Annotated in this window: 20 protein-coding genes and 1 pseudogene; 12 read left to right on the forward strand and 9 right to left on the reverse strand. The window is 64.9% G+C overall.

The genetic code is table 11. The features are described from left to right. Window positions 1-604 precede the first annotated feature (604 nt). Genes FRZ40_RS23630 through FRZ40_RS23640 form a run of 3 tightly spaced genes read right to left on the reverse strand, consistent with a single transcriptional unit; the run spans window position 605 to window position 2,225 of the window. The gene (locus FRZ40_RS23630) at window positions 605-1,558 is read right to left on the reverse strand and encodes an IS5 family transposase (protein WP_147233913.1); all 954 of its coding nucleotides are present in this window, start codon (window positions 1,556-1,558) and stop codon (window positions 605-607) included. 43 nt (window positions 1,559-1,601) lie between these two features. Continuing rightward, entirely contained in the window at window positions 1,602-1,793 is a 192-nt protein-coding gene (locus tag FRZ40_RS23635) for a hypothetical protein (protein WP_147235773.1), read from the reverse strand. 6 nt (window positions 1,794-1,799) lie between these two features. Beyond that, window positions 1,800-2,225, reverse strand: a complete 426-nt coding sequence (locus tag FRZ40_RS23640) for a PaaI family thioesterase (protein WP_028370347.1) — start codon at window positions 2,223-2,225, stop codon at window positions 1,800-1,802. 250 nt (window positions 2,226-2,475) lie between these two features. Here FRZ40_RS23640 and FRZ40_RS23645 point away from each other — a divergent pair, with 250 nt between their 5' ends. Further along, on the forward strand, window positions 2,476-4,086 hold the full coding sequence (locus tag FRZ40_RS23645; RefSeq protein ID WP_147235774.1) for a methyl-accepting chemotaxis protein: 1,611 nt from the start codon (window positions 2,476-2,478) through the stop codon (window positions 4,084-4,086). 90 nt (window positions 4,087-4,176) lie between these two features. Here the strand turns inward: FRZ40_RS23645 and FRZ40_RS23650 are convergent, their stop codons facing one another. Then, window positions 4,177-5,277 (reverse strand): AGE family epimerase/isomerase, encoded by a 1,101-nt coding sequence (locus FRZ40_RS23650; RefSeq protein WP_147235775.1) that lies wholly within the window; start codon window positions 5,275-5,277, stop codon window positions 4,177-4,179. 132 nt (window positions 5,278-5,409) lie between these two features. Here FRZ40_RS23650 and FRZ40_RS23655 point away from each other — a divergent pair, with 132 nt between their 5' ends. The 6 genes and pseudogenes from FRZ40_RS23655 (at window position 5,410) to FRZ40_RS23675 (ending at window position 9,758) form a co-directional block, all read left to right on the forward strand. Further along, complete coding sequence (locus tag FRZ40_RS23655; RefSeq protein ID WP_147235776.1) at window positions 5,410-6,096, forward strand: MgtC/SapB family protein; 687 nt, start codon at window positions 5,410-5,412, stop codon at window positions 6,094-6,096. 135 nt (window positions 6,097-6,231) lie between these two features. Then, window positions 6,232-7,452, forward strand: a complete 1,221-nt coding sequence (locus tag FRZ40_RS23660) for a hypothetical protein (RefSeq protein ID WP_147235777.1) — start codon at window positions 6,232-6,234, stop codon at window positions 7,450-7,452. A 322-nt stretch (window positions 7,453-7,774) separates the two neighbouring features. Next, the gene (locus FRZ40_RS44460; protein ID WP_167528687.1) at window positions 7,775-7,933 is read left to right on the forward strand and encodes a hypothetical protein; all 159 of its coding nucleotides are present in this window, start codon (window positions 7,775-7,777) and stop codon (window positions 7,931-7,933) included. A gap of 425 nt (window positions 7,934-8,358) precedes the next feature. After that, window positions 8,359-8,637: a hypothetical protein gene (locus FRZ40_RS23665; protein ID WP_147235778.1), complete on the forward strand. Its 279-nt coding sequence runs from the start codon at window positions 8,359-8,361 to the stop codon at window positions 8,635-8,637. Between the two features lie 160 nt (window positions 8,638-8,797). Next, window positions 8,798-9,092, forward strand: a pseudogene (locus FRZ40_RS23670) (3-hydroxyacyl-CoA dehydrogenase family protein); the annotation flags it as partial. 51 nt (window positions 9,093-9,143) lie between these two features. Next, on the forward strand, window positions 9,144-9,758 hold the full coding sequence (locus tag FRZ40_RS23675; RefSeq protein ID WP_147235779.1) for a flavin reductase family protein: 615 nt from the start codon (window positions 9,144-9,146) through the stop codon (window positions 9,756-9,758). 19 nt (window positions 9,759-9,777) lie between these two features. Here the strand turns inward: FRZ40_RS23675 and FRZ40_RS23680 are convergent, their stop codons facing one another. Further along, complete coding sequence (locus tag FRZ40_RS23680) at window positions 9,778-11,160, reverse strand: polyhydroxyalkanoate depolymerase (RefSeq protein ID WP_147235780.1); 1,383 nt, start codon at window positions 11,158-11,160, stop codon at window positions 9,778-9,780. A 224-nt stretch (window positions 11,161-11,384) separates the two neighbouring features. Here FRZ40_RS23680 and FRZ40_RS23685 point away from each other — a divergent pair, with 224 nt between their 5' ends. Next, window positions 11,385-12,035: a glutathione S-transferase family protein gene (locus FRZ40_RS23685; RefSeq protein ID WP_028370355.1), complete on the forward strand. Its 651-nt coding sequence runs from the start codon at window positions 11,385-11,387 to the stop codon at window positions 12,033-12,035. Between the two features lie 38 nt (window positions 12,036-12,073). On the opposite strand, the gene FRZ40_RS23690 is transcribed toward FRZ40_RS23685, so the two are convergent. The 3 genes from FRZ40_RS23690 to FRZ40_RS23700 all read right to left on the reverse strand — a co-directional run bounded on the left by FRZ40_RS23690 (window position 12,074) and on the right by FRZ40_RS23700 (window position 17,468). After that, window positions 12,074-14,044, reverse strand: a complete 1,971-nt coding sequence (locus FRZ40_RS23690) for a methyl-accepting chemotaxis protein (protein ID WP_147235781.1) — start codon at window positions 14,042-14,044, stop codon at window positions 12,074-12,076. Window positions 14,045-14,176: 132 nt separating this feature from the next. Beyond that, window positions 14,177-16,705 (reverse strand): heavy metal translocating P-type ATPase, encoded by a 2,529-nt coding sequence (locus FRZ40_RS23695; RefSeq protein ID WP_147235782.1) that lies wholly within the window; start codon window positions 16,703-16,705, stop codon window positions 14,177-14,179. Window positions 16,706-16,823: 118 nt separating this feature from the next. After that, window positions 16,824-17,468, reverse strand: coding sequence for an FMN-binding negative transcriptional regulator (locus tag FRZ40_RS23700; RefSeq protein ID WP_147235783.1), 645 nt, complete (start codon window positions 17,466-17,468; stop codon window positions 16,824-16,826). 237 nt (window positions 17,469-17,705) lie between these two features. Between FRZ40_RS23700 and FRZ40_RS23705 the strand changes: the two genes are divergently transcribed. The 3 genes from FRZ40_RS23705 (at window position 17,706) to FRZ40_RS23715 (ending at window position 24,136) form a co-directional block, all read left to right on the forward strand. Next, complete coding sequence (locus FRZ40_RS23705) at window positions 17,706-19,118, forward strand: DUF1254 domain-containing protein (RefSeq protein WP_147235784.1); 1,413 nt, start codon at window positions 17,706-17,708, stop codon at window positions 19,116-19,118. A gap of 300 nt (window positions 19,119-19,418) precedes the next feature. Beyond that, window positions 19,419-23,201, forward strand: a complete 3,783-nt coding sequence (locus tag FRZ40_RS23710) for a DUF748 domain-containing protein (RefSeq protein WP_147235785.1) — start codon at window positions 19,419-19,421, stop codon at window positions 23,199-23,201. Window positions 23,202-23,509: 308 nt separating this feature from the next. Further along, window positions 23,510-24,136: a septal ring lytic transglycosylase RlpA family protein gene (locus FRZ40_RS23715; RefSeq protein WP_147235786.1), complete on the forward strand. Its 627-nt coding sequence runs from the start codon at window positions 23,510-23,512 to the stop codon at window positions 24,134-24,136. Between the two features lie 16 nt (window positions 24,137-24,152). Here the strand turns inward: FRZ40_RS23715 and pdxR are convergent, their stop codons facing one another. Beyond that, window positions 24,153-25,721 (reverse strand): MocR-like pyridoxine biosynthesis transcription factor PdxR, encoded by a 1,569-nt coding sequence (gene pdxR / locus FRZ40_RS23720; RefSeq protein WP_028370362.1) that lies wholly within the window; start codon window positions 25,719-25,721, stop codon window positions 24,153-24,155. A 151-nt stretch (window positions 25,722-25,872) separates the two neighbouring features. Between pdxR and FRZ40_RS23725 the strand changes: the two genes are divergently transcribed. Further along, a complete protein-coding gene (locus FRZ40_RS23725) occupies window positions 25,873-26,964 on the forward strand; it encodes an ABC transporter ATP-binding protein (RefSeq protein WP_028370363.1) in 1,092 nt (363 codons plus the stop codon). The last annotated feature ends 32 nt before the right edge of the window (window positions 26,965-26,996 follow it).

The following is a 26,996-nucleotide window of genomic DNA, read 5'->3' on the forward strand; positions in this document are numbered from 1 at the left end:
CGCCAATCCTTGTATTTGCCTGCGGGCCCCCCACGGGTCCCGCACTTCAGGCGGCATCACGCTATTTGTCGATGGTTGCCAGCGCCTCTAACAAGCGCCTCACCCTCTCCAATCTCTCATAGCACAGCCAGCGGCAGCGATCCGTCTGCGCGGCCCAGGTGGCAAACGGTGTGTAGGTCCTCGCACCTTACGCGTTCGCGCTTCTACGACACCGATCCCGCTTTTCAGTCCGGAGTGGTGCATTTCCGTCGCGACAGCCTACACACCGTTTGCCACCTGGGCGGCCGTGGACTTCCTGGTAACGCGGTCCGTGACGCGGGCATGCGAAGCGGGTGAGGCGTGAGTTAGCACGCTGGCAACGGACGTAAGACAGTGCGATGCCGTGTGGAGTGCGGGACCCGTGGGGGGCCCGCAGGCAGCCACTAGTACTGGCGGTGTTAGCCCGCTTTCTTTGCTTAGGAAGGTCTGAACAACCCGTTTTCTGCCTGGGATCTTTAACTGGCACGCGCGCAGTGGAATTCGCGTCCTCATTCACGCTGTGTTGAACCGATGCCGGTCGCATCTTGCGCATGGACGCTGCGCCTTTGGGGGGCGTCTTCGCCCTTCATTTCGCTTTACCGAGCACCCCGCGAGCCAGCCAGAGATTGATCAGCGCGAACTGCGTTTCGATCTGCGCCGTGTTTTTCGCCAGTCCCCGATACCGCGCCTTCAGATAGCCGAACTGACATTTGAGCACCCGAAACGGGTGCTCAACCTTCGCCCGCACGCCCGCCTTGAGCCGCTCGACTTTCTCGTAGATTCTGTCCAGCCGCTTGCTTTTGTCCAGCTTTCTTCGCTTGCTCGGCCTCATCGCCACGTGCCACTGGACCGCCCCCGTTTCGCCCCGCTTCTCGATGCCCACGTAGCCCGCATCGGCAAACGCAACCTGCTCGTCGCCGTGCAACAGTTCATGCGCCACCGTGACGTCGTGAACATTCGCCGGCGTGCACTTCACGGTATGCACCAGCCCCGACTCCACATCGACTCCGATGTGCGCCTTCATACCGAAGTACCAGCTACCGCCCTTTTGCGTCTGGCTCATCTCGGGGTCTCGCGTGCCAGCCTTCTTCGTCGAACTGGGTGCCGAAATCAGCGTTGCGTCGACCGCCGAGCCCACCTTGAGCATCAGGCCCTTCGCCTGCAGGATCTCGTTGACCGTCGCCAGCATTCTGGCCGACAGCTCATGGGCCTCAAGCAGGTGCCGGAATCGCAGGATCGTGCTCTCGTCAGGCAGCCGCGTCATACCCGTGCCCAGCAGCGCGAACTCCCGGTACAGCGGGATGTCGTGCAGCGCCTCCTCCATCGCCGGGTCCGAGAGACTGAACCATTGTTGCAGGAAGTGAATGCGAAGCATCGTCTGGATCGGAAACGGCGGGCGGCCAGTCTTGCCTTTCGGATAGTGCGGTTCGATGAGCGCAATCAGCTTCTGCCACGGCACCACGCGCGTCATCTCATCGAGAAACTCGCGCTTACGGGTGCGCTTCGTCGACAGATCCAGACCAAGACCAAGTTGTGTCATCACGCCACTCCATGAATTCTCCTGATCCCAGGATAGTCCAAGCTCACGTCAATGCCAGGACTTTTGCAGAGATTCCCTTACTTTCTTTGCGGCGGCAAAGAAAGTAAGTGCCGCCCCGCACAGGGGCAACGCGTGAGGCACCGATACGAATTCGCGGATGCCAGCGCAGCAAAAACCAAAAACCAAAAAACGAAAAAACCGAAAAATCAAATAATGGCGACTGCGTCGCAGACAAAAAACCTCACTCCTGCTCAACCCCATCCCCAATCCGATTAATAGTCCCCTGCGCGACGGCGATAAGCCGTTCCCTATCCCCATCGGTGACAAAGACATCGCACTGACAAGTCGCCTGCTGGCGAGCAACATAAACCACTTCGGCGCGAGCCATCAGCACCCCGTTCACAGCCGGCCGCAGATAGTTGATCTTGTATTCACCCGTCACGACTCTTGGCCCAAGCGCAAGAGCACCCGCAAAGGTCAGCGCATTGTCGGCGAGATAGCTGATCACCCCGCCATGCACGAAGCCATGCTGTTGCCGCAACTCGTCGCGGATCGGCAGACACAGCGTCAGCTCGTTCGCGCCCACATACATCAACTCCGTGCCGAGCAACACGCTGAACGGCTGGGCGTGCAACGCGCCACGCGCCCGGTCGAGTAGATCTGTCATCGTCGTTCCTTCGGGTGCAGCCCGCGTGCCGATGTCCCCACTCTAGGAAGCGCTCATGCGGCACGTCAAGGGAATTCGAAGCATCGCGCACCGATTATTGTGCAAAACGACGCAAACGCCGTGCGTAAGCCTCCGAAATGCTTACACGTCAGGAATTTTCTCGTTCGACGCTCAAGCTGCCCCAAAGCACTGCCGTAAACCCGGGTGCATGCCCGTCCTCCTTCAGCAATTCAGCAATTCAGGTGTCTCGATGTTCAGCAAGATCAAAGTCGCTTCCGGCTTGTTATGCGTTCTAGCCGCGTTCTGTATTTTCCAGCTGGTGACGGAGGGGCTCGGTTTCTGGTCGATGACCCGCACGCACGACGACGTGCAGGACCTCGCGAACGTCGCGCTGCGTCAGGTCAATGCCGTCAATGAGACGACGCAGAACCTGATGGACGCGCGTATCAACCTGTCGCGCGCCGGCACGCGGATGGTGCGCGGCGGTACCGTACCGACCGAAATGGTCCAGCACGCGCGCGAGCAGCTCGCCGCCGCAGACCGCTCGTTCACGGCGTTCATGAACGCCCCCAAACTCAACGACGAAAACAGCGCGCGCGCTGCCGCGCTCAACGAGAAGTACCAGAAAATCCACACGGCGCTCGGCGAACTGGCGCAATACCTCGACGCCGGCAACATCCAGGCGTTCCTCGATCAGCCCACGCAAGGCATGCAGGACGCATATCTGGCGGAACTGCACACCTTTACGCAATTCGGCGATGCAACGGGCCGTGAGTCGCTCGATTCGATCGACGCGCATCAGACGCTGTTCCGCTCGGTCGGCATCGTGATCATCGCGCTGCTGCTGGCGGGTACGGCGGGCGTGTACGTGGCGCTGCGGCGCGGCGTCGTGGGGCCGCTGGAAGAAGCGGGCCGCCATTTCGAGCGCATCGCGCAAGGCCGTCTGAACCAGCCGATCGAAGAGCGCGGCACGAACGAAATCGGCCGTCTGTTCTCGGGTCTGTCGGTGATGCAGGCGAGCGTCGCGCGCACTGTGAAGACCGTGCGCGAAGCGGCGGATTCGATCTACATCGGCGCCGACGAAATCGCCACGGGCAACGCCGATCTGTCGGCGCGCACCGAAAATCAGGCCGCGTCGCTCGAAGAAACGGCATCGAGCATGGAAGAACTGACGGCAACGGTGCGCCAGAATGCGGACCACGCGCGCGAAGCGAACGCGCTGGCCGAGACGGCACTCGATGCAACGTCGCACGGCAGCAATGTCGTCAACCAGGTCGTCTCGAAGATGCAGGGCATCGCGCAGAGTTCGGATCGCATTGCCGAAATCATCACGGTGATCGACGGAATCGCCTTCCAGACCAACATCCTCGCGTTGAACGCGGCCGTCGAAGCGGCGCGCGCAGGCGAGCAGGGACGCGGCTTTGCCGTGGTCGCAGGCGAAGTGCGCGGGCTCGCGCAGCGCAGCGCGCAGTCGGCGAAGGAAATCAAGGAGCTGATCAGCGAATCGGTCGCCGAAATTCAGGGCGGCTCGGTGCTGGTCGAGCGTGCCGGCGAAGCGATGCGCAACGTATCGGATTCGATTTCGCGCGTCACGCAGATGATGGCCGAGATCAGCGCGTCGTCGCTGGAGCAGAGCACGGGCATCGAGCAGGTCAATCAGGCCGTCGTGCAGATGGACGAGATGACGCAGCAGAACGCGGCGCTCGTCGAGGAAGCCGCGGCGGCAGCGTCGTCGCTGCATCAGCAGACGCGCCAGCTGAAGGACGCCGTCTCGTCGTTCGAGATTTCCGATGTCGTGCTGAACTCGCATCGTGCGCGCGCCGCGCTGCAGCCTGCGATGGGTGCGCCGCTGACGGTCTGACGGGCGGCATCGCGCAGAAACCCACATGAAAAAGCCCGCGAAGCGACATGCTTCGCGGGCTTTCGTCTTTCTGCGCGCCGTTGCGTCCGGTCAGGCTCCGGGCAACGCTGCGTAAGCGGTCGCGAGATGATACGGCGTCGTCGACGGCATGTCTTCGCGCGAGACTTCGCCCGTTTGTGTCTTGCTTTCGACCCAGCCTTGCGCGTTCAGAAAGCGCGTCCGGAACCGTTCGATCTGCTGCGGCAGCACGGCGCGCACGGCAGCGTCGTTGTGCACGGCCAGCGCGCGCAGATACTCCGTCTGCGCCCAGATGCGCTGCGTTGAATCCTTGACGTCGCCCGCTTCGTCGAGTGCCGCATGCACGCCGCCCGTCGCGGCGTCGATGCCTCGTTCATGCGCGAACATGAATGCTCGGGCAAGCGCGTCGCGCAGACCCGAACCGGCAAGCACGTCGCCCGCCTGCTGCACGAGCCAGAACCATTCGAACTGATGACCCGGCTCGAGCCGGTTGTCCGCGCTGCCTACGGGCAGTTCGGCGATGCAGCCCGTCGGTTCATGCACGAATGTGCGCGCGATTGCAGTGCCGAGCTTGGCGAGCGCGGTATCGAAAGCGGCATCGCCCGTGGCCGCGCGCGCTGCGAGCCAGGCCTCCGTCAGATGCATCAGCGGGTTTTGCAAGGGCATGCCGCCCGTTGTCGAAAAATCGGCGGCGAGGGCAGCGTGCAGCAAGCCCTGGCCGGCGGCAAAGCGGTCTTCGATCAGCGACGACGCCTCGTGCACGATGCGCAACGCATCGCCATCGCCCGAGCGCGCGCCGTACTCGGCGCACGCGAACACGACGAATGCGTGCGTGTACAGATCCTTGGTGGTGTCGAGCGGTAAGCCGTGTGCGTCTACGCTGTAGAACCACCCGCCATGCGTGCTGTCCCGGAACAGACGGTTCAGCGACTCGAACAGACGCCGCGCATGCTGCATCTCGCCTGCGAGCGCGAAGACGAACATCTGCCGGGCGCAGGCCATCGCGCGATAGCGGGCGGCGGGCAGCGGCGTGCGTCCGTCGGCGCCGACGGCTTCATACGGCAGTCCGAGCGCCGCGTTGAACCCCGGTCCGCGCCAGATCGGCAGGATGACGCGCGCAAAGTGGTCGCGCAGCGCAGCTGCAAGTTCAGGCGTAGTGGCGGTTGCGTTCATGGTGCGGACGTCGAAAGAAGGATGAATGGCGCACGCGCCGGGCTTTCAGCATAAGGCAATCCGCGTACACCGGGCATCGCTGCCGAAGCCCCGTAAGGCAACGTGAATCGGCGACATCACGGGGAGAACGATTTGATCACCAATATGGAACTCATTTCCCGGCTCGTGCTCGCGGCGGTGCCCGGCAGCGTGATCGGCTTCGAACGCGAGCGGCTTTCGTGGGCCGCGGGACTGCGCACGCATATGCTCGTGTGCGTCGGCTCGGCGCTGATCATGATCGTGTCGGCATTCGGCTTTGCCGATGTGCCCGGCACCGATCACGTCGTGCTGGACCCGTCGCGGGTCGCCGCGCAGGTCGTGTCCGGCATCGGCTTTCTCGGCGCCGGCTCGATCCTGTTGCGCGGCGAGATCATCCGCGGCCTGACGACAGCCGCGAGCCTCTGGTCCGTCGCTGCCGTCGGGCTGGCCGTTGGCGGCGGATTGTACACCGCGTCGATTGCCGCGACGATCATCGTGCGGATCATCCTGGCCGGGATCAAACCGATCGAGAAGCGCTTCATCACGGTCAAGCAACGGCGCCAGCTGACGCTGCTGGTCGAGCGCGGCGCGATGACGTTCCATTCGCTGCACGAAGCGCTCGGCCCGGCGAGCCCGCGCGTCAAGCAGTTCGTGATGCAGCAGAGCGACGACGATCCGCAGATGGATGAGGTGATGATCACGCTGCACCGTGTGTCGTCGCTGGAAATCAAGGCGATTTGCGAGCAGTTGCGCGCGCTGCCGGGCGTGAAGGAGTTTCGGGACAACGGGGAACCGGCGTGAAAAGCCGTCTGGGGCCGCTCCGCTCGTTTCTGTGTCCCTCTTTGCGTGAGACAATGCCGGCTCTAGAAAAACACCGATGGCAGTGGTGACGGCCGCCCTGACAGGCGACGAACGCTGCGTTCCCGCTTTTCCTACATGGCCGACTCCGCAGAATCCACGATTGCCCGTCCGGCGCGCGCCCGTTCGCAGAAGCCGCGCGCATCGACCGTCTCACCCGAAACCGAAAACAAGCTGGCCCGCGCCGCGCGCTCGGCACAACGCCTCGCGCAACTGAGCGACGCCGCGCGCGACGTCAGCACCCTCGACCTCTTCCCCGACGACACCGCGCGCGCCGAGCAGCAGGCGCTCAACATCGATGTGCGACAAGGCACGCTGCAGGGCTTCGAACTGCCCGATGTCGTGCTGGCGGCTGTCGGGGCGCCGGATGGCGTCGGTTTTGCGGCGGGTTCGGCGGAAGGCAAGGCGGGTGCGCGTGCGGCGCGGGGCGCGGCAGCGTCGAAAGATCAGTCGGCGGCTGCTGATCCGCACAACAGGCAGATGGTGATCGATACCGGCGCGGACGGCGGCGAAGGGCCGGCGCCCGTTTCCGTCGACAGCGATACCGCCGCGAAACCGGATGCGCCGGCACAGGCTGCGTCGCTGGCGGCCGTGAGCGTCGCGCGCAGCGTCGCGGCGCTGCGTCAGGTGCCGCCCCCGAACGATTCCGCGGATGCCCGAAACGCGAAGTCTCCGGCAGAGGACAGCGCACAGCAGCGTCCCGCAGCGCCCGCTTTTGACCAATCCGCGACGTCGGCAGATGAGGCCGACGCGCCGGGTGCGCCTTCCGATGCGTCCACGCCTGGCGTCAGCACGACCGCGTCAGTCGCGCAACCCGCGCGTGCTGCTGGCCACTTCGCGCCGCCGCAGACACACGTGCAGCGTGCGACGCCCGAGCTGGATCACGCCCGCGCGACCGCGTTCGCCGACACCGTCGATGCGCTCTACGGGGTGATCGCCGATCAGCGCCGCGCCGCTGCTGACCACACGCGGCGCATGAAATGGATGCTGACGATCGTCGTGTGCGCGTTGCTGATGTCGATCGCGATCGGCATCACGCAGACGATCTTGCTGTTTCGCCTCGCGCGTCAGTCGACCGCGCACGAACAGCGCATCGAGCAGATGCTGCTGAATCAGCAAGCCACGCTGGCGACATTGCTCGACACCGATTCGTCGACGACGAGCCTTCCCGTCAGCGCTCAGCCTCCCGCGCCCGTGGCGCCTGCACCCGTGCCGGCAGCGCCGGCTGCCAGGCCCGCGGAAGCGCACACCAGCCGCGCGCACCACGTTCAACAGCGTAAGTCAGCGCACACTCACTAAGTCTCTCGAAGCCAGCTGCTCGTCCGGGCGGCTGGCCTTCCTCACCGCATTTGAGATTAAGAAAGCAACTAACCGTCTGTTTTTTGAGGCGCTTGGGACCGGCAAGAGGCGGCCGTTGTATTCACGCATCGAGGTTTTCCAAAACAGGGGCAGGTCTGGAAGGCACATCCGATCGTGATGCTGCGATGCAATACAGATGAATCCGCCCTGCGGCGAACGACCACATCAAAAAATTGCTGCATTGCACTAGCGAATATCTAGGGAAAACCCTATACTTCTTCTTAAGGGAAAACCCTGAATCACCAACCAACCGGGAGTCGCCATGAACTATCTTTTCGCGCTGTTCCAAAAGGTTAGCGACCTCTTCGCGTCGCCTCACTTGCCTCTGGATTCGGATTATTCGTACGAAGCACGTCATCGCGAAGCGGAGCGTGTTCGCAAGTCCCAAGCAACCTTGTTCGGCATCCGTCTGACCGACTAATCGGCTAGACGTCGAAACAAAAAGACGTTGCACTGCGCATCTCGCCGCCATCCAGAAGCGGCGAACTGAAAAGCCCGGCCTTGCCGGGCTTTGTTTTTTCAGCCGGGAAATCGCGCTTACGTCGTCGCGCGCGTCGTCACAATCTGCCGCTCATTATTTCGCGACCGAAATGAATGTAACGGCGGCTTTAACCGAAACGGGCCGTCATGGAAAACCTGCCCGCATGCGGCCTTCTGAAAACGCGGCAGATCCCCGCGGCCACCACCGTCCGACGACGACTGTTTGTGAAATGTGCGCTTACAAGTCCTCACGTCTGTGAAAGTTCTGCGCCGCTAAAGTGGGTTTCAAGCGAACGGCGTAAATCTCAAGACCGTCCTGGTCGAACCAGCCGTCGCTCGCAACGAAACTCGAAAGGGAGAATAGCCATGAATGCCTTTAAGAAGACTTCGCGTTCGATCGTCGCCGTGCTGATCGCGGGTGGTGCTCTGCTCGGCGCCGGCAGCGCCTTCGCGCAGCACGCACCTGACTACGCGCAGCCGCACATGATGCCCGTCGGCGTGCAGGTCAATATCGGCTGGCACGGCGACCGTTACTGGGATGGTCACCGCTACTGGGCACACGACGAATGGATGCGTCATCACCCGCACGAGCGTGACCCGTACCACGATCATGGCCACCGTCCGCCGCCGGCGCGCTACTACTGATACTGATGCGCTGACGGCACGCATCGCGGCGTCTGAACCGACGTCGTGACGATGAATCAGGGCCGGCCGCTCGCACGAGCGCGCCGGCCTTGTCGCATCCGGCGTCGGAGATACCCTGTGCTGCGCTATGCTTGCCGGTTTCGGCCGACAACACAGCAAGAAACCCGATGTCGTCGACCGCGTGATGAAGTCGTCGCCCCGGCAAGCGCTGGGGCATTGTCGGACCCTTCGACGGCGCGGACATGGGCGGCCTCGACACGTTCGTCGATATCGGCAGTCACCTGGTGCCCGCACTTGCGAAGGACGAAGACGTGCTCGATCTGCTGCGCGAACAGGTGCAGGCGGGCCGTGTCGGCGTATGCAGCGGCGCGGGCTTTTACGATTGGGACGACGAGCAGGCCGCGAAGGTCGAGGCAGGACGCAAGCGCGTGATCCAGTCGAACGGAAAGAGCTGAGCCAGGAACGCGGCGCCGCCGCACATCGTGAACCCCAACCAGAGCGACATCATGTCGGACGTTTATTTCTACGATCCCGCCGCAGGCCACGGTCTGCCCCATGACCCGTTCAAGGCGATCGTGGCGCCGCGCCTGATCGGCTGGGTTTCGACGCGCTCGGCGAGCGGCCAGCTGAATCTTGCGCCATACAGCTTCTTCGGCGCATTTGCCACGTTTCCGTCGATCATCGGTTTCTCCAGCGAGGGCCGCAAGGACAGCATCCGCAACATCGAAGCGACGCGCGAATTCGTCTGGAATCTCGCGACGCGGCCGCTCGCCGAGCAAATGAACCGCACGTCCGCGCCTGTCGGACCCGAAGTCGACGAGTTCGCGTTGTCGGGCCTCACGGCCGTCGCGGGGCGCAACGTGACGGTGCCTCATGTCGGCGAATCGCCGGCTGCGCTCGAGTGCAAGCTGCTGCAAGTCGTGCAGTTGCACGACCTGAACGGCGTGCCGATGGACAACTGGCTCGCGCTCGGCCAGGTGGTCGGCGTGCATATCCAGAAGGCGTATCTGAAGGACGGCCTGTTCGATACGCACGCCGCTCAGCCGATCATGCGCGCGGGCTATCGGGCCGACTACGCGCAGATCGGCGACATGTTCCAGATGATTCGTCCGACAGCCTGACTCTCGCCTGCATCCGGGTTCATTCCGTGGCGGCTTCGTCGGATGACAGATCGACGTCGGCGGCTTCCGTGGCGGCGGGCGTCGTGCCCGCCGGCGACGCGGCGCTCGACGCCGCCGCAGGCGCGAGCGTCATCGAGCGTTGCACGCCGCGCGCGCTCACGGGCACGGCGCGCGGCTCGTTGTCGTGAATCACGGCGCGAATGCGCGGGTAGATCTGCTGTTCCCAGCGCTGCCCATTGAACACGCCATAGTGCCCGACGCCCGTCTGCACATGATGCGTCTTCAGATACGGCCGAAGCCTGTCGCACAGATCCTGCGCGGCGAGCGTCTGCCCGACGGCGCAAATGTCGTCGCGCTCGCCCTCCACCGTGAATAGCGCGGTGCGCCTGATCTTCGAAGGCTCGACGCGCCGTCCTCTCACTTCCAGTTCATGCAGCGGCAGCGCATGCCGCTGAAAGACGGTGTCGACGGTTTCGAGGTAAAAGTCGGCCGTCAGATCCATCGTTGCGAAATACTCTTCATAGAAGACACGAATGGCTTCGGCTTTTTCCGCGTCACCTTTCGACTGCTCGTGATACATCGTTTCGAACGACTCCAGATGCCGTTCGAGATTCATCGACATGAACGCGTTCAACTGCACGAAACCCGGATAGACGCGCCGGAACGCGCCCTGAAAGCCGAACGGCACGGCGCTGATCAGATTCTGCTCGAACCATTCGATCGGCTTGCTCTTCGCCAGCTCGTTGACACGCGTCGGGTTCACGCGCGTGTCGATCGGACCCGCCATCAGCGTCATGCTGGCAGGTTGCGCGGGGTGATCGTCGGCGGCCATCAGCGCGACGGCGGCGAGCGCGGCGACGGTCGGCTGACACACGGCGAGCAGATGCGTGCCCTGACCGATCGTGTCGGTGAAGTCGATCACGTGCTGCACGAACTCGTCGAAGCCAAAGCGTCCCGCCGACAGCGGCACGTCGCGCGGATTGTGCCAGTCGGTGATGTAGACGTCGTGCTCGGCGAGCATCGTACGCACTGTGCCGCGCAGGAGCGTCGCGAAGTGGCCCGACATCGGCGCGATTACGAGCACGCGCGGCTGCGGCACGTCGAACGACGCGTGTTTGCGGAAATGCAGCAGCGAACAGAAGGGCGTGGACTGCACGACCTCTTCGAGCACGTCGACCGGCTGTCCTTCGACTTCGACGCTGCGGATACCGAACGGCGGACGCGCATGCGTGAGGCCCGCGAGCGTCAGCAGATCGGCCGATGCACGCAGCGTCCGGCCAGACGGCGCGGCTGCGTAGTCGGGCCATGCGTCGAGCGCGCCGCGCACCAGAGACGCGCCGTGACGCAGCGGCAGCATGAAGTTGGCGAACGCCTGGTACGCCGGATAAGCGAGCGGATTCATGGCTTTCGCACAAAATGAGAACCTGGCGCGAGGAGAGGCAAGTCATATGCCAATGAAGCGGCGAGCGGCGTCGACGGAATGACCTGCGGGACCCATCCGTTGGCATAGCCCTTGCGCTTCACTGCGCAAGGTGCCGGCTGTGCCGCGAATTGGTGCGTGCATGCCCGGTATCGTGCATCGCGAGCGCCGAATCGCAGCGCGATGATCCTTCATGGAGCGAAGCAATGGCGAACACGCTGACCATCAGCAGCCGCAACTATTCTTCGTGGTCGCTGCGCGGCTGGCTGCTGGCGAAGTTCAGCGGCCTGCCGTTCGACGAGATCGTGATGCCCGTCGACGATCCCGCCGCACGCGCCGAACTGCTGCTGCTGTCGCCGTCGATACTCGTGCCCTGTCTCGTACACGACGGCATCAAGGTGTGGGACACGCTCGCGATCGCCGAATACCTGAACGAAGTGCGCCCGGAAGCCGGACTGTTGCCGAAGGATCGCAAGGCGCGCGCGCATTGCCGCGCGATCTGCGGCGAAATGCATTCGGGTTTCAGTTCGTTGCGCTCGGCGTTGCCGATGAACCTGAAAGCGCACTTTCCGGGCTTCAAGGTGTGGGCGCGCGCGCAGTCCGATATCGACCGGATCGTGACGATCTGGCGCGATTGTCTGGAGGAATACGGCGGGCCGTATCTGTTTGGCGAGCGTTGCGCCGCGGACGCGATGTACGCGCCCGTCGTGACGCGCTTCGTCACGTATGACGTGCAGCTCGATCCGGATATCGTCGCTTACGGGGAGCGCATCCTCGCGCTGCCCGAGATGCAGCAGTGGATCGCCGATGCGCAGAAGGAAGTCGACGAAATCGACGAACTCGACGTCGAGTTCTAGACGCGGCGCACGGGGCGCCGCGCCATTTCCGCGGCTTTCTAGTTGTGTCCGCCGAGCTTGAACACGGAGACGACTTCGGCGAGCTTGTCGGCCTGCGCGCTGAGATCGGCGGCCGCCTGTTCGGCATCGCTGACGAGCGCAGCGTTCTGCTGCGTCACTTCGCCGATCTGCGTGACAGCCGTGTTGACCTGCTCGATGCCGCTCGACTGCTCTTTCGAAGCAACGCTGATTTCGCCGATGATCGTCTGCACCTGGCCGACGCGGTCGACGATCGCGCGCATCGTCGTGCTCGCTTCCTCGGCGATGCGGAAGCCGCTCGATACCGTCGCCGTCGATTCCGCGATCACCGCTTCGATTTCCTTCGCCGCCGCCGCGCTGCGCTGCGCGAGCGCGCGCACTTCCGATGCGACCACCGCGAAGCCCTTGCCGTGCTCGCCCGCGCGCGCCGCTTCGACGGCTGCGTTCAACGCCAGAATGTTGGTCTGGAACGCGATGCCTTCGATCACGGTCGTGATGTCCGCGATCTTCTTCGACGACTGGCTGATCTCGCCCATCGTCGAGACAACGCGTTCGACCGCGCGGCCGCCGTCGAGCGCGGCTTCCGATGCGCTCGTCACCAGCGTGTTCGCCTGCGCCGCGTGACCGGCGTTCTGCTGCACGGTCGACGTGATTTCCTGCATGCTCGCCGCCGTCTCTTCGAGGCTGGCGGCCTGCGTGCCAATGCGCGAGGCGATCTCTTCGCTGCTGGCCGCGATCTTCGCCGTGCCGTCCGTCATATCGGTCGACGCGCTGCGCACTTGCGTGACGATGCGCGCCAGACCTTCGCCGATGCCGTCGATGGCCTGCATCAGACGGCCGATTTCGTCGGCGCGGCGGTCGTGGCTCGCCGACACGCGCACGCTCAGATCGCCCGACGCGAAACGCTCCGAGGCCTTCGCTGCTTCGTCGAGCGGGCGCGACACCAGGCGGCGCACGGCGATCAGGAACACGACGGCGAACACGCCGACCAGCACGAAGCCGATCAGCATGAAGCGGTTACGCGTGGAGACGACGTCAGCCATCACTTCGTCGCGCTTCGCGACGCCGCCGACCAGCCAGTTCCACTCGGGCACTGTGACGAACGACACGAACTTGTCCCGCGCGCCCGTTTCGCCGAGCGTCGCGTCCGCGCTCGAATATTCGATCTGGCCTTCCTTCTCGTCGAGCATGCGCTTGTACGGCGCGGCGTTTTCTTCGCCCATCTGGCCCGCTGCACCCGGATGCACGATCAGCTTGCCGCGATCCGCGCCGTTCGCCGCATTCATCACGAAGTAGTAGCCCGTGTCGCCGATCTTCAGCTGGCGGATGCCGTCTTCGACCGACTTGATCTGCGTATCGACATCGACGCCGACGAACAGCGCGCCGATCACCTTGCCGCTCGCGTCGGTAATGGGTTTGTACTGCGTGATGTAGCGCTTGCCGAACAGCGTCGCGAGACCCGTAAAGGTCTTGTTCGCGGCGACGGGACCATAAGCGGGGCCCTTGCGGTCGAGCAGCGTGCCGATTGCGCGCGAGCCGTCCTGCTTCTTCAGGGAGGTCGTCACGCGCACGAAGTCGTCGCCCGTGCGCGCGAAAATCGTCGCGATCGCGCCGCTTTGAGCGAGGAATTGATCGGGAATCGAGAAGTCGTTGTTCAACACCTTGTCGCCGGCCTTGAAGACGGGCGTCGGCGTGCCGCCGATGTCGATCTTCTGCGTCTCGTCGAGCGCGTAGTCCGGCGGCAGGAAGCTCGCGAAGAGCGTCATCGAGCGGCCGACTTCCGCGGTAAGCGCCTTGTCGAACAGCGAGATCATCGCGGCGATCGAGCGATCTTTCTCGGTTATGCGCGACAGCACCTGGTCGCTGATCAGCGTGCCGGCCGTGCGCGTCACCGCAAATGTAAATGCGGCAAAAATGACAGCCACGAGCGCGCACGAGAGCATGGCGAGCCTGGCGCCCACGCTGGCGCGGCGCAAAGAAAGGATATCCATGTGTGGTCTTGCAGATATTGGGAAGGGAGCCGCGCTGACGCGTCGCGGGCGACGCGTGAGGGCAGCCTGATTCCTGTTATCGGCAGGACAATCGACTTCCTTTAATTTTGAAAGGTAGAAGTTTGATTCAAATCAATGCGAAGACCGCCAGGTTCGTAGTAAGAGCGCGTTCGTCACGACGCTGACGCTGGAAAACGCCATTGCCGCGCCCGCGATCATCGGGTTCAGCAGCCCGAACGCGGCGAGCGGAATGCCGATCAGGTTGTAGACGAACGCCCAGAACAGGTTCTGGCGGATCTTGTTCCACGTGCGGCGCGAGATGTCGATGGCGTCGGCGACGAGCGCCGGATCGCCGCGCATCAGCGTGATGCCGGCCGCGTGCATCGCGACGTCGGTGCCCGTCGCCATCGCGATGCCGATGTCCGCGGCGGCGAGCGCGGGCGCGTCGTTGATGCCGTCGCCCGCCATCGCGACCACGCTCGACGTGCGGATCTTGAGATCGTGCACGACGCGCGCCTTGTCGGACGGCAGCACCTGCGCGTGGACTTCGTCGATGCCGAGCGCCGCGGCGACGCTTTTCGCGCTGCCTTCGTTGTCGCCCGTCACGAGCGCGCTCGTCACGCCCATCCGCGACAGCCGTTCGATTGCGGCGCGTGCGCCTGGCTTGAGCGTGTCGCCGAACGCGATCAGCGCGAGCGTTTGAGTCCGTGCGTCCGCTTTGTCCCGCTTGATGAGCCACGAAATCGTGTTGCCTTGCGCTTCGAGTTCGCGCGCGCGGCCGACGAGGGCGGGCTGCGGCGCGACATTCAGCTCGGCGAGCCAGCGGCTGCTGCCGATCGCGTAGGTCTCGCCGTCGATATCCGCTTCCACGCCGCGCCCCGCGACGGCGCGCGCGTCGCTGCCGGGAAGAAGCGCCGCGCCGCCGCTTTGCGCGTCGAACGCTTTCACGACGGCCTTCGCCAGCGGATGCTCGCTGTGCCGCTGCACGGCCGCGGCAAGCGCGAGCGCCTGCGCCCGGTCGACGCCTTGCGCCGCCTCGAACGCCGTCACGGACGGTTGGCCGACCGTCAGCGTGCCCGTTTTGTCGAATGCGACGACGCGCACCTGATGCGCGATTTCGAGCGCCTGCGCATCCTTGATCAGCACGCCGTGGCGCGCGGCAACGCCCGTGCCCGCCATGATCGCCGTCGGCGTGGCGAGGCCGAGCGCGCACGGGCAGGCGATGACCAGCACCGCGACCGCGTTGAGGATCGCCGTTTCCGCGCTGTGTCCCGTCACGAGCCAGCCGAGCAGCGTAGCGAGCGCGATCGCCAGAATGGCCGGGACGAAGATTTCGCTCACGCGGTCCACCAGCCGCTGGATGGGCGCCTTCTCCGCCTGCGCCGTTTCGACGAGCCGGATGATGCGGGCGAGCGTCGTTTCCGCACCGATGGCCGTCGTCGTCACCGTGATCGCACCTTCGCCGTTGATCGAGCCGGCCGTCACGCGGTCGTCGGGCTGTTTCGGCACGGGCAGGCTCTCGCCCGTGATCAGCGATTCGTCGATATGCGTGCGGCCTTGCAATACCGATCCGTCGACGGGCACGCGTTCGCCCGGCCGTATCGCGACCGTCATGCCAACGCGCACCTGCGCGAGCGGCACCTCGTGCTCTTCCGTGCCGACGACGATGCGCGCGCGATCGGGCCGCAGCGCGTTGAGCGCGCGGATCGCGTCGGTGGTCTGGCGCTTCGCGCGCGCTTCGAGCCATTTGCCGAAGCGCACCAACGTAATCACGACGGCCGACGCCTCGAAGTACAGATGCATCGTGTCGCCGGGATGCAGCGCCAGCTGATAGACGCTCACGCCATAAGCCGCCGACGTGCCGAGCGCGACCAGCAGATCCATGTTCCCGGACCACGCGCGCACGGCTTTCCACGCGGCGCGGTAGAAGCGCGCGCCGAACACGAACTGGACGACGCTGGCGAGAGCGAGTTGCAGCGTGGCGGGCAGCATCGCGTGCAGCCCGAGCGGCTCGGCGAACATCGGCACGATGAGCGGCAGCGTCAGCAGCGCGCAGACCGCGACAGCGCCGAGTTCGCGGCGTACAGCCTGGCGCGCGGCGGCGTCCTTGTCTTCGGCGGCGGCGGGTGTGGTGTCGTCGGCGGATAGCGGCGTTGCCTGATAGCCCGCTTTCGTGATGGCCGCGATCAGTTGATCGACGCCGACTGCGCCGTTGGTCGTGACGGTCGCTTTTTCGGTGGCGAGATTGACGGTCGCGGATGTCACGCCGGGGATGCGCGCGAGCGCCTTTTCCACGCGTCCCGAGCAGGCCGCGCAAGTCATGCCGCCTATTGCAAGTTCGGCAAGTTCGGCAAGTTCGGCAAGCTCGGCAGTCGCTGCCGCACCGCTCGCGGGCGGGGCTGCGCCGTACGCTGGCTGCGCTTCGTAGCCGGCCTTGCGCACGGCATTGACGAGCGTATCGACGGCGACGGACGCGTCGGCGTCGACGGTGGCCTTTTCCGTCGCCAGATTCACCGACGCGCGTGCCACGCCCGGCACTTTCGCGAGCGCCTTCTCGACGCGCAGCGCACACGACGCGCACGTCATGCCCTGAATGTCGAGTTCCGGGGAGGCCGCCGGGCGGGATATGCCGGTGGCGCGGGGTGTGGCGAGTTCGGTCATGGCTGCGGGGCTCCAGTTCGCGCGAGGGCGTATCGTTCGTTGGAACCAGTATCGACCTTCCCATGATGGGAAGGTCAAGGGGGTGTTTTCAGATTCGCCTGTCGGCGTGCAAAAAGCGTCAGTCGGGCGCGGGCGGCGCTGCCAGCATCGCCGCCGACACCGCGCGCTGCGCATCGCTGTCCCGTTTGGCAAGTGCGTCCGCGGCGCCGCGCCGGTCGGCGGATGCCTTGTTCTGGCCCAGTTTCCATTTGCCCGTCAGTTTCGCCACCTCGATTTCGATACCGACGATCGCGCCGAGCATCTGCGAGATGAAGTCGGCGGGTGCGTCGCCCATCTTCCACGGCACAGGTTCGCCCGCTTCCATCTTGCGTGTGAGCCGCGCGACCAGCCCGCGCACGAACGCTTCGTCGTCGCGCGCCGCGATCCGGCCATGCGCGTGCACCACCATATAGTTGTAGGTCGGCACCTGGCGGTGCGTCTCGTGTTTGCCCGGATACCACGTCGGCGAGATGTAGGCGGCCGGGCCCTGGAAGATCACGAGGGCGTCGGGCCGCCCGGCCGCTTCCTGCCAGACGGGATTGGCGCGCGCGACGTGAGCGCGCAAGGTGCCGTGCGGACCTTTGTCGGCGTCGAACTCGAACGGAATGTGATTGGCGTCGAGCCCGTTCGGGCCGACTGTCACGAGCGCACCGAGCGGATGCTCGCCGATCAGCCGACTGAGCGTTTCAGGACGGTTTTCTTCGAAATGAGCGGGGACATACATGGCTCGGCTCCAGTGAGTAAAACGGCGGCTTTCGTGGCGCCAAACGACCAAACGTACCGCAAATTTCGCATGGGCGCTCACGTTCTCGCCTTATCGCTTGCCGACGCGACGCGGATAAGTTAAAACCCGAGATCAGAAAAGGAATGTCAGGACATTTCGGCAAGTCTGGCGCGGGCGGGGGCTCGGCGGTCGGGCCCGTCCTGGCTCGAGATGACATCCAGGACCGCGGTTCATCGAATGATAAAAAATCGCCGAGAACAGTTTCCGTTTCAGTTGGCCTGCGCGGCGCTTGCAGGCATTGCCTTCCTCTCGGGGTGTTCGTCGACGCCCATCGTGGCGCCCAAGCCCACGGGCTGGATCAAGGACGAAGTCGCCGACTCCTATGTGTTTGCCTATCCGCTCGTGCTGATGGGCGCGGCGCGCGACGCCGCCGTCGGCACCGGGCCCGGCCAGGCGCCTGTCAACACGCTGCGTCACGCGTCGGCGCTGCCGCCCGTCGGCGCCCGCAATCCGCCGACGCCCGGCATCGACACGCTCAATTCGACCGCGTGGCTCGACGTCGGCGATGAACCGGTGATCGTGTCGCTGCCTTCGTCGGCGGGCCGCTATATTGACGCGCGCGCGCTGGACATGTGGACCAACGTGCTGTGGTCGACGAATACGCCGGGCACGGCGCGCATGTCCGGCATCAAGGCGCAGACGGTCGCGTTCGCGAAGCCCGGCTGGAAGGGCGATTTGCCGAAGGGCGTGAAACGTATCGACGCGCCCACGCGCAACGTCTGGCTCGACGTGCGGATCCAGTCGAACGGCGGGCGCGACCTGACGGCCATCCGCAAGCTGCAGCGCGGCGTGCGCGTCGTGCCGTTGTCGGTTTATGTCGGCGACGAGTCGGCGGCGTCGGTTGCGCCGCGCAGCATGCCCGCCGACGCGAACCCGGGCACGCCGACCGAGCAGGTCGCGGCCCTCGACGCAAAAGGCTTCTTCGACCGCTTCGCGCAACTGCTGCCCGACAATCCGCCGTCGCCCGATGACCCGCACGCGCTCAAGTTTCTGTCGGACCTCGGCGTCAAACCGGACGAACCGGTCGCGTTGCCCGCGAAAGCCGGCGACGCGATCGCAGGCGGCCTCGCCGATGGCCGCACGCGTGTCGCGACGCCGCCCAACAACATGCTGACGGCGAACGGCTGGAGCTGGTTCGGCGACGGCGTCGGGAACTATGGCCCCGACTATGCATTGCGCGCGTACGCGGCTTACGCGCAGCCTGGCATCGGCACGAAGGACGACGAAGTGCGCGGCAACGTGGCGCTCGATAGCGACGGCCATGCGCTGAACGGCGCGAACCGTTACGTGATGCACTTCGCGCCGAACCAGGTGCCGCCCGTGCGCGGCTTCTGGTCGGTCACCGCGTACACGAAGGACGGCGCGCTCGGCGACAGCACGCCGGCGCGCGCGTCCGTCGGCGACAGGTCCGGCGTGCGGCGCAATCGGGATGGTTCGGTCGACGTGACCGTGTCGGCGGCGAAACCGCGCAAGGCGTCGAACTGGCTGCCCGCGCCGCGCGGCGATTTCCAGCTGGTGCTGCGCCTGTACGCGCCGAAGCCCGAAGCCAGCGACGGCAACTGGCAGCCGCCCGCGGTCGTGCGTCAGTAGGTGCGCCGAGAAGCGGCCGATAAGCGGGCCGATAAGTGGGCCGATAAGTGGGCCGAAAAGCGGGCCGAAAAGGGGGCCGATAAGCGTGCCGAAAAGCGCGGAACGTGTCCGCCTCATGACAGCGCGACACGTTCTCATAACTGAAATCGGGCCGCTTACACTTTCTCACGTTTATTTGCCTGCAACGGTCGTCATTCTCATGACATTTGATGGTTTGCCGGAAGTTCAAGACGTATACTTCCGGCAAGCTGGATCTACGTCACAGCGGCGAGCTTTGCGCCGCCCCACCCGCGACCGAGCATGGCAAGCCCCACCAAAGCAACACTCGCTTCCTCCTTTGATACCGTCCGCCAGGTTGCGCAAGGACGGCGCGCAAGACGCATCGTTCTCATCCTGTTTGCCGTGCTGGTCGTGTTCGGCCTGCTCGGGTTCTTCGCGGCGCCGCCGCTGATCCGTCACATCGCCGAGCAGCAGTTGAGCCAGCAACTGGACCGGCCGGCGAGCATCGGCCGGATCTCGCTCAATCCGTACACGCTCAATTTCGAAGCCGAGCGCGTGCATATCGGCGAGCGCGGCGGCCAGGGCGATTTCGTCGACATCGAGCGGCTTGTCGTGCGCACGTCGTGGAGTTCGCTTTTCCGGCTCGCGCCCGTCATCGATGAAGTGCATCTCGACTCGCCGCGTTTCACGATCGTCCGCTACGACGCGCAGCGCTTCAATTTCACCGACCTGATCGAGAAGTTCTCGAAGCAGCCGTCGAAGCCCGACAGCAAGCCCGCGCAATTCTCGGTTTCGAACATCCGCCTCGAGAACGGCAAGGTCACGTTCGACGACCGTCTGCTCGGCGTCACGCACGTGATCGATCAATGGCGGCTCGGCATTCCGTTCATCGCCAACATGCCGTCGAAGACCGATATCTTCGTCGAGCCGCTGCTGCGCGCGCGCATCGACGGCAGCCCGCTCGCGATCGATGGGCGCACGAAGCCGTTCGCGAAGTCGCGTGAGTCGGAAGTGTCGCTGCGCTTCGACGGGCTCGACGTGCCCAGGCTGCTGTCGTACTCGCCGTCGAAGCTGCCCGTCACGGTGCAGGCGGGCAAGCTGTCGAGCGACCTGAAAGTGACTTTCGCGATGACCGGCGAGGTGCCGACGCTGCGCATCACGGGCACGACGGATCTCGCCGACGTCGACGTTCTCGACGAGCACAAGGCGCCGTTCTTCGCCGCGCGTTCGCTGCATGTGGCGGCGCAGACGCTGGAGCCGCTGAAGAGCATCTATCGTTTCGACGATATCCGCCTCGACTCGCCGACCGTGCATCTCGCGCGCGACAAGAGCGGCGTGCTGAGCGTGCAGCGCACGTTCGCGCCCGCGCCGGCTGCGAGTCAGCCGAAGGCGGCGAGCGCGCCCGCTGCGGCGTCTGGCGCAGCGGCCTCCGATGCCGCCGGGGCCAAGGCCGAACAAGCCGCGCCGCCGCTCGATCTGCAGATCAGGCATTTCGCGTTGTCCAACGGTGTCGTCGATGTGCAGGACGAAGCGGCATCGCGTCCCGTGTCGGCGGGGCTGAACAATCTGGCCGTCACGCTCGACGACTTCACGACGCTCGGCAAGACGCCCGCGCGCTACTCGCTCAACACGAACGTCAAGAACCAGCCGCAGAGCGCGCTCGGCGTCACGGGCAACCTGACGCTCGCCGCGAAGACGGCCGACGCGAAGATCGACCTGAAGTCGGCGCAACTGCCCGTCATGCAGCCGTATCTCGACACCGTGACGGCGGCGAAGGTGCTCGACGGCACGCTCAGCATGCAGTCCAACCTGAGCGCGAACTGGTCGAAAGAGCCCGTCGACTTGCAGATCGGCGAAAGCCAGATCGATCTGCAATCGCTGAAACTGGCGGCGGCAGGCGCGAAGCAGCCGGCCATCGCGCTCGCCGATGGCAAGGCGAGCATCCGGCACGTCGATCTGGCGGCGCGCAAGGCGGAACTCGACAGTGTCGACGTGACGGGGCTGTCGGTCGATGCGCAGCGCCTGAAGGACGGCACGATCGATCTGGCCGCGCTCGCTGGTCCGCCGCACGAGGAAGTGCACGAACGCACGGTGATCCACGCGGCGAAGAAGGCGGCGCAGGAAGGGCCGGCGTGGCACTACAGCATCGGCGAGCTGAATCTGAAGAACGGTGCGGCCACTTTCACCGACAACACGACCGCGCACCCCGTCAAGCTCGCCGTGACGCCGCTGAATCTCAAGGTGCAGAAGATCAGCGACGATCTGAGCCGCGCGCTGCCCGTCGATCTGCAGGCGACGGTGAACGGCAAGGGCACGCTCGGCGTGAAGGGCGACGTGACGGCGACGCCGCTCAAGCTCGCTGTGAAGATCGACGCGAACCGTCTGGACGCCGCCGCGCTCGAGCCGTACTTCGGCAGCAAGCTGAACGCAACGGTCGCGAGCGCGCTGCTGAATGCGAGCGGCGACGTGACGCTCGCGCAAGGCGAGAAAGCGAAGGGCATGCGCGCGACTTATCGCGGCGACGCGGCGCTCGTCGACGTGCGGATGATCGACAAGGCCACGTCGGACCCGTTCGCCGGCTGGCGTTCGCTTGCGCTGACGGGCATCAAGGCGGATTACGACGAGCGCGGCACAGACGTGGATGCCGCCAAGGTCACGTTCGCGAACTTCTACGGCCGCGTGCTGCTCGACGCACAAGGCAAGCTGAATCTGAAGGACGTGGTCGCGCACGAATCGGGCGCGCCGCAGTCGCTGACGCGCGACCAGAGCGGGAAGGGCAAGGAGCCGATTCCGCTCAGCCCGCCTGCCGCGTCCGAAGCGCAAGCGGCTGCGCCGGCTTCCGCTGCGTCGGCGGCCAACGCGACCGTGACGGCGGCGACGCCGCCGCAAAGCCCCGTGCGCCTGCACTTCGGCCAGCTCGTGCTGCAAAACGGCCGCGTCAACTACACCGACAACTTCATCAAGCCGAACTACACGGCGAACCTGATCGCGATTCAGGGCACGGTAGGCGCGTTCGGCACGGACTCGAAGCAGTCGGCGCCCGTCGACGTATCGGCGAAACTCGCGGCCAATGGTCCGATCACGATCCGCGGTTCGGTCAATCCGCTGATCGCGAAGCCCGCGCTCGATCTGACGGCGACGGCGCACGGCATCGAGCTGACCAACCTGACGCCGTACTCGGCGAAATACGCGGGCTATCCGATCACGAAGGGCAAGCTGAACGTCGATCTGCACTATCAGCTCGCGAACGACCAGCTGACGGCGAACAATCACATCTTCATCGACCAGCTCACGTTCGGCGATCACGTCGACAACGACACGGCAACGAAGCTGCCCGTGAAGCTCGCCATTTCGCTGCTGAAGAATTCGCGCGGCGAGATCGACGTGGACATTCCCGTGTCGGGTTCGCTGTCGAATCCGGAGTTCAGCATCGGCGGGCTGATCTGGCATGCGGTGCTGAATCTGCTGCAAAAGGCCGTGACGGCGCCGTTCTCGCTGCTCGCGCATGCGTTCGGCGGCAACGGCGAGGAACTGGGCTACGTCGAGTTCGATGCCGGTTCGGCGGTGTTGTCCGACGCGTCGCAGAAGAAGCTCGACACCATCGTCAAGGCGCTGTCCGACAAGCCGTCGATCCGCCTCGACATCATCGGGCGCGTCGATCCCGCCGTCGATACGCCGGCGCTGCGCACCGCGTATGTCGACCGGCTCGTGCGTCAGCAGAAGATCAAGGACACCGTCGGCAACGGCGAGAGCGTCGATCCCAGGACGATCAAGGTCGACGACAAGGAATACGACAAGTATCTGACCAAGGTCTACAAGGATTCGGACTTCAAGAAGCCGCGCAATTTCGTCGGCCTGACCAAGACGTTGCCCGACGACGAGATGAAGTCCGCGCTCGCCGAACATGCGCCCGTCACCGACGCGAGTCTGCGCGATCTCGCCCAGCGGCGCGCGCAGGCGGTGCAGCAATACTTCGAAGGCAAGATCGACAGCGGCCGCGTCTTTATCGTCGCACCGAAGCTCGATGCTTCGGGTATCGGCGACAAGGGCGCGACGACGCGCGTGGATTTCGGGTTGAAGTAACGCCCGCTTTGCGCGCAGAAGCGGCGCCCGTCATGCGGCGCCGCGCTCACGCTTCTTCACATGTTTGCCGCGTTCGAACGCGTGCATGTCAACAATCGTCAAGGATGACGGATCGGACATACGCGTATCGACGCATCGCGATTCCGTTCGTTTAGGATGCCAACCTTTGCGCCGCCCCGGCGCAACGATTCCGGCTAACCAGGGCGCCTGGCTATGCGCGTCGTGCTCACGCAAGCGGCCCGGCCGAGGAACTGCGAGAAAGCCGTCCAAGCGCATCGCCCGATGCCATTCCTAAGACGAGCTATCGTTTGAAAAAGAACCCTTTGCTACGGCGCCTCGGAGCTTCCGTTTCGTTCCTGCTGCTCGCGAGTGCGCTGCCCGCGTCGGCATCGGCGGCTGGCGCGAAGCACAAGCCGGCCGATCCCAGGCCGCGCCAGCGCGCGAAGAATGCCCAACACGGCGCGCGGGTCGATTCACATCGCGACGCGCACTGTGACGCGCATGCCGCATCGCACGACGATTCCAGACACAAGGCCGATCGCGCTGCACACGTCGCGCATGCGGCGAGCGCGAAAGGGCACGCATCGCGCTTCCGGCAACTGGGACTCGCGTCCTGGTATGGACGCGGTTTTCACGGGCACCGCACGGCGAACGGCGAGCACTACGATATGTACGCGATGACGGCCGCGCATCGCACGTTGCCGCTCGGCTCGTATGTGCGCGTGACGTCGCTGGCGAACGCGAAATCGGTGGTGGTGCGTATCAACGACCGCGGACCGTACGCGCGCGGCCGCGTGATCGACTTGTCGTATCTGGCTGCGACGGCGCTCGGCATGCATCGCGCGGGCGTGGCGAAGGTGGCGATCGAGCGCGTCGACAAGCCGGAGGTGGAGCGCATCGCGCATCGTCAGATGCATCTGTCGACGCGCGGCTGACGCTCGCTTCGCAGCCTCAGGCGGCGCGTGTCGGCATGGCCGCCGACTTCTTCAGCGCAGTCCGTTCGATTACGCCGGCGAGCGTATCGAACGCCGGTCCGATGCGCTCGTTGGGCACGCATGCATAGCCGAGCAGCAGGCCGCGCCGCTCCGGCGTTTCGCTGCTGTAGTACGACGCGAGCGGACGCACGATCACGCCTGCGTCGTAGGACGCCGCCGTCACCTCGCGGTCGTTGGCGTCGTCGGGCAGGCCGAGCACGAGATGCAGGCCCGCTTCGTCGCCCATCACGGGCAGCGTGTCGCCGAAACGCGCGGTGATTGCGTCGATCAGAATCTGGCGGCGCTCGCCGTACAGCGCCCGCATGCGCCGCACGTGGGACGTCAGATAGCCGTCCATGATGAACTCGGTCAGCACGGCCTGCTGCATCAGCTGACCTTCGCGATACAGCTCGGCGACGCCCGTGCGAAACGTATCGACCAGATGCTCCGGCGCGATCATGTAGCCGATCCGCAAACCGGGAAACAGCATCTTCCCCAGACTGCCGACGTAGATCACCTGGCCGGCGTCGTCGAGCCCTTGCAGCGACGCGAGCGGACGGCTGCCGTAGCGGAACTCGCTGTCGTAGTCGTCCTCGATGATCCACACGCCGTGCTGGCGCGCGTATTCGAGCAGCGTGCGGCGGCGCGCGAGGCTCATCACCATGCCGAGCGGATACTGATGCGACGGCGTGACGAGCGCGATGCGCGGCGGCGACTGCAAATCGGATTCGCGCGGATTCAGGCCTTCTTCGTCGACGGGCACGGGCGCGAGCGTCAGCCCCGATGATTGCAGCACGCTGCGCGCGCCCCAATAGCAAGGCTCCTCGACCCAAGCGCGATCGCCGACGTCCGTCAGAAGACGTACGGCGAGATCGATCGACTGATGAATGCCCGTCGTGATGATGATCTGATCCGGCGTGCATTTCACCGAACGCGCGACGCGCAGATAGTCCGACAATGCGCGCCGCAGCGGACGATAGCCGCCGCCCGGCGAGTAGGTCAGCAGATCGGGATTCGCTTCCTTCCACAACTTGGCTTGCAGGCGGCTCCACGTTCGTGCGGGAAACTCGGCGACGTCCGGCACGCCGGGCATGAATGCGCCCCACTGCTTGGCCGACACACCCGCCTGGCGGATGAGCCGCGCGCCGCGCGTCGACAGTCCGCCTTGCGCGGGCGCGGCGGGCTGCGCGAGGCCTGCGGTGGGCACGTGACCGACCACGCCGATGGAGCCACTCGCCGCGGGTGGCACCTTGCGCGCGTTGACAGCGGCCGTGTCCGGGCGCGTGTCGGCGACGTAGGTGCCGCTGCCCGTCGTCGAGATCACATAGCCTTCGGCCGTGAGCTGGTCGTACACGTGCAGCACCGTATTGCGCGCGATGCCGAGGTCGGATGCCAGCATCCGCGAACTGGGCAGCTTTGCGCCGGGCAGCAGCTGGCCCGTCAGGATGGCCTGCTGCATCAGTTCGAGCACTTGCCGGTAGACGGGTTCGGCAGCCGTCCGGTCGAGCCGCGCGGCAAGCCAGTCCGACAGAATGACGGTGTCCAAGTGGTTCTATCCGGAATTATGAAATGGTTCCCTATTGTAGAACCGTAACGGGCTATAGTGGATCACGCAATCGATGCGATTCTTCAAAACGGGTGGAACCAAATGTGCGTAGAAACCCGTATAGATTGCCCAAAGGATGGAGACGGACACGATGAAGACCGAAGACGTAATCGTCAGCTTTCGGGGTGTGCGCAAGACCTATGACGGCGAAACGCTCGTCGTCAAGCAACTCGATCTGGACATCTATCAAGGCGAGTTCCTCACGCTGCTCGGGCCGTCAGGCTCCGGCAAGACGACCTGCCTGATGATGCTCGCAGGCTTCGAGTTTCCGACGGGCGGAGAAATCTGGCTCGATGGCCAGCTGCTCAACAACGTGCCGCCGCACAAGCGCAACATCGGCATGGTGTTCCAGAACTACGCGCTGTTTCCGCATCTCACCGTCGAGCAGAACGTCGCGTATCCGTTGACCGTGCGCAAGCTGGCTGCCGGCGAGCGCGCGCACAAGGTCAACAACGCGCTCAAGATGGTGCGCATGGAAGGCTTCGCGAAGCGTTATCCCGCGCAGCTGTCGGGCGGCCAGCAGCAGCGTATCGCGCTGGCGCGCGCGCTCGTGTTCGAACCCAAGCTCGTGCTGATGGACGAGCCGCTCGGCGCACTCGACAAACAGTTGCGCGAGCACATGCAATACGAACTGAAATCGCTGCACGAGAAGCTCGGCGTGACGTTCGTCTACGTCACGCACGATCAGGGCGAGGCGCTGACGATGTCAGATCGCGTTGCCGTGTTCGACAAGGGTATCGTGCAGCAGCTCGATACCGTCGACAGCCTGTACGAATCGCCGTGCAACGAGTTCGTCGCGAACTTCATCGGCGACAGCAACCGGCTGCGCGGCACGGTGGCCAATGTCGACGGCGACTACTGCGAGTTTCACCTGATCGACGGCACGCGGCTCGTCGGGCGCAATATCGGTGGCGCGCAGGCGGGCGCGCAAGGCATCGCGTGTATCCGTCCGGAGCGCATGAAGCTCGCGGCGGGCGCGTCGAAGCCGGGCGCGAACGCGCTGGCAGGCGAAGCGCGCGGTCTCATCTATTTCGGCGATCACGTGCGCATGCGCTGTGGTCTACCGCAACAGGATGAGTGCTTCGTCAAGGTGCCGCTCGGCACGGACGCGCTCGACGGCTTCGCGCCGGGCGTGCCCATCGCGCTCGAGTTCGCGCCGGAACATCTGCGCGTTTTCGCGTGAGCAGAAACACAACAACGTCAACGTCATAAGCA

The organism is Paraburkholderia azotifigens, assembly GCF_007995085.1.
Lineage (GTDB): Bacteria > Pseudomonadota > Gammaproteobacteria > Burkholderiales > Burkholderiaceae > Paraburkholderia > Paraburkholderia azotifigens.

Coding starts and splice junctions, on each gene's coding strand:
- FRZ40_RS23645 (WP_147235774.1), top strand. CDS start 2,476: ATGTTCAGCAAGATCAAAGTCGCTTCCGGCTTGTTATGCGTTCTAGCC.
- FRZ40_RS23690 (WP_147235781.1), bottom strand. CDS start 14,044: ATGGATATCCTTTCTTTGCGCCGCGCCAGCGTGGGCGCCAGGCTCGCC.
- FRZ40_RS23640 (WP_028370347.1), bottom strand. CDS start 2,225: ATGACAGATCTACTCGACCGGGCGCGTGGCGCGTTGCACGCCCAGCCG.
- FRZ40_RS23695 (WP_147235782.1), bottom strand. CDS start 16,705: ATGACCGAACTCGCCACACCCCGCGCCACCGGCATATCCCGCCCGGCG.
- FRZ40_RS23650 (WP_147235775.1), bottom strand. CDS start 5,277: ATGAACGCAACCGCCACTACGCCTGAACTTGCAGCTGCGCTGCGCGAC.
- FRZ40_RS23665 (WP_147235778.1), top strand. CDS start 8,359: ATGAATGCCTTTAAGAAGACTTCGCGTTCGATCGTCGCCGTGCTGATC.
- FRZ40_RS23700 (WP_147235783.1), bottom strand. CDS start 17,468: ATGTATGTCCCCGCTCATTTCGAAGAAAACCGTCCTGAAACGCTCAGT.
- FRZ40_RS23630 (WP_147233913.1), bottom strand. CDS start 1,558: ATGACACAACTTGGTCTTGGTCTGGATCTGTCGACGAAGCGCACCCGT.
- FRZ40_RS23705 (WP_147235784.1), top strand. CDS start 17,706: ATGATAAAAAATCGCCGAGAACAGTTTCCGTTTCAGTTGGCCTGCGCG.
- FRZ40_RS23675 (WP_147235779.1), top strand. CDS start 9,144: ATGTCGGACGTTTATTTCTACGATCCCGCCGCAGGCCACGGTCTGCCC.
- FRZ40_RS23710 (WP_147235785.1), top strand. CDS start 19,419: ATGGCAAGCCCCACCAAAGCAACACTCGCTTCCTCCTTTGATACCGTC.
- FRZ40_RS44460 (WP_167528687.1), top strand. CDS start 7,775: ATGAACTATCTTTTCGCGCTGTTCCAAAAGGTTAGCGACCTCTTCGCG.
- FRZ40_RS23680 (WP_147235780.1), bottom strand. CDS start 11,160: ATGAATCCGCTCGCTTATCCGGCGTACCAGGCGTTCGCCAACTTCATG.
- FRZ40_RS23685 (WP_028370355.1), top strand. CDS start 11,385: ATGGCGAACACGCTGACCATCAGCAGCCGCAACTATTCTTCGTGGTCG.
- FRZ40_RS23660 (WP_147235777.1), top strand. CDS start 6,232: ATGGCCGACTCCGCAGAATCCACGATTGCCCGTCCGGCGCGCGCCCGT.
- FRZ40_RS23725 (WP_028370363.1), top strand. CDS start 25,873: ATGAAGACCGAAGACGTAATCGTCAGCTTTCGGGGTGTGCGCAAGACC.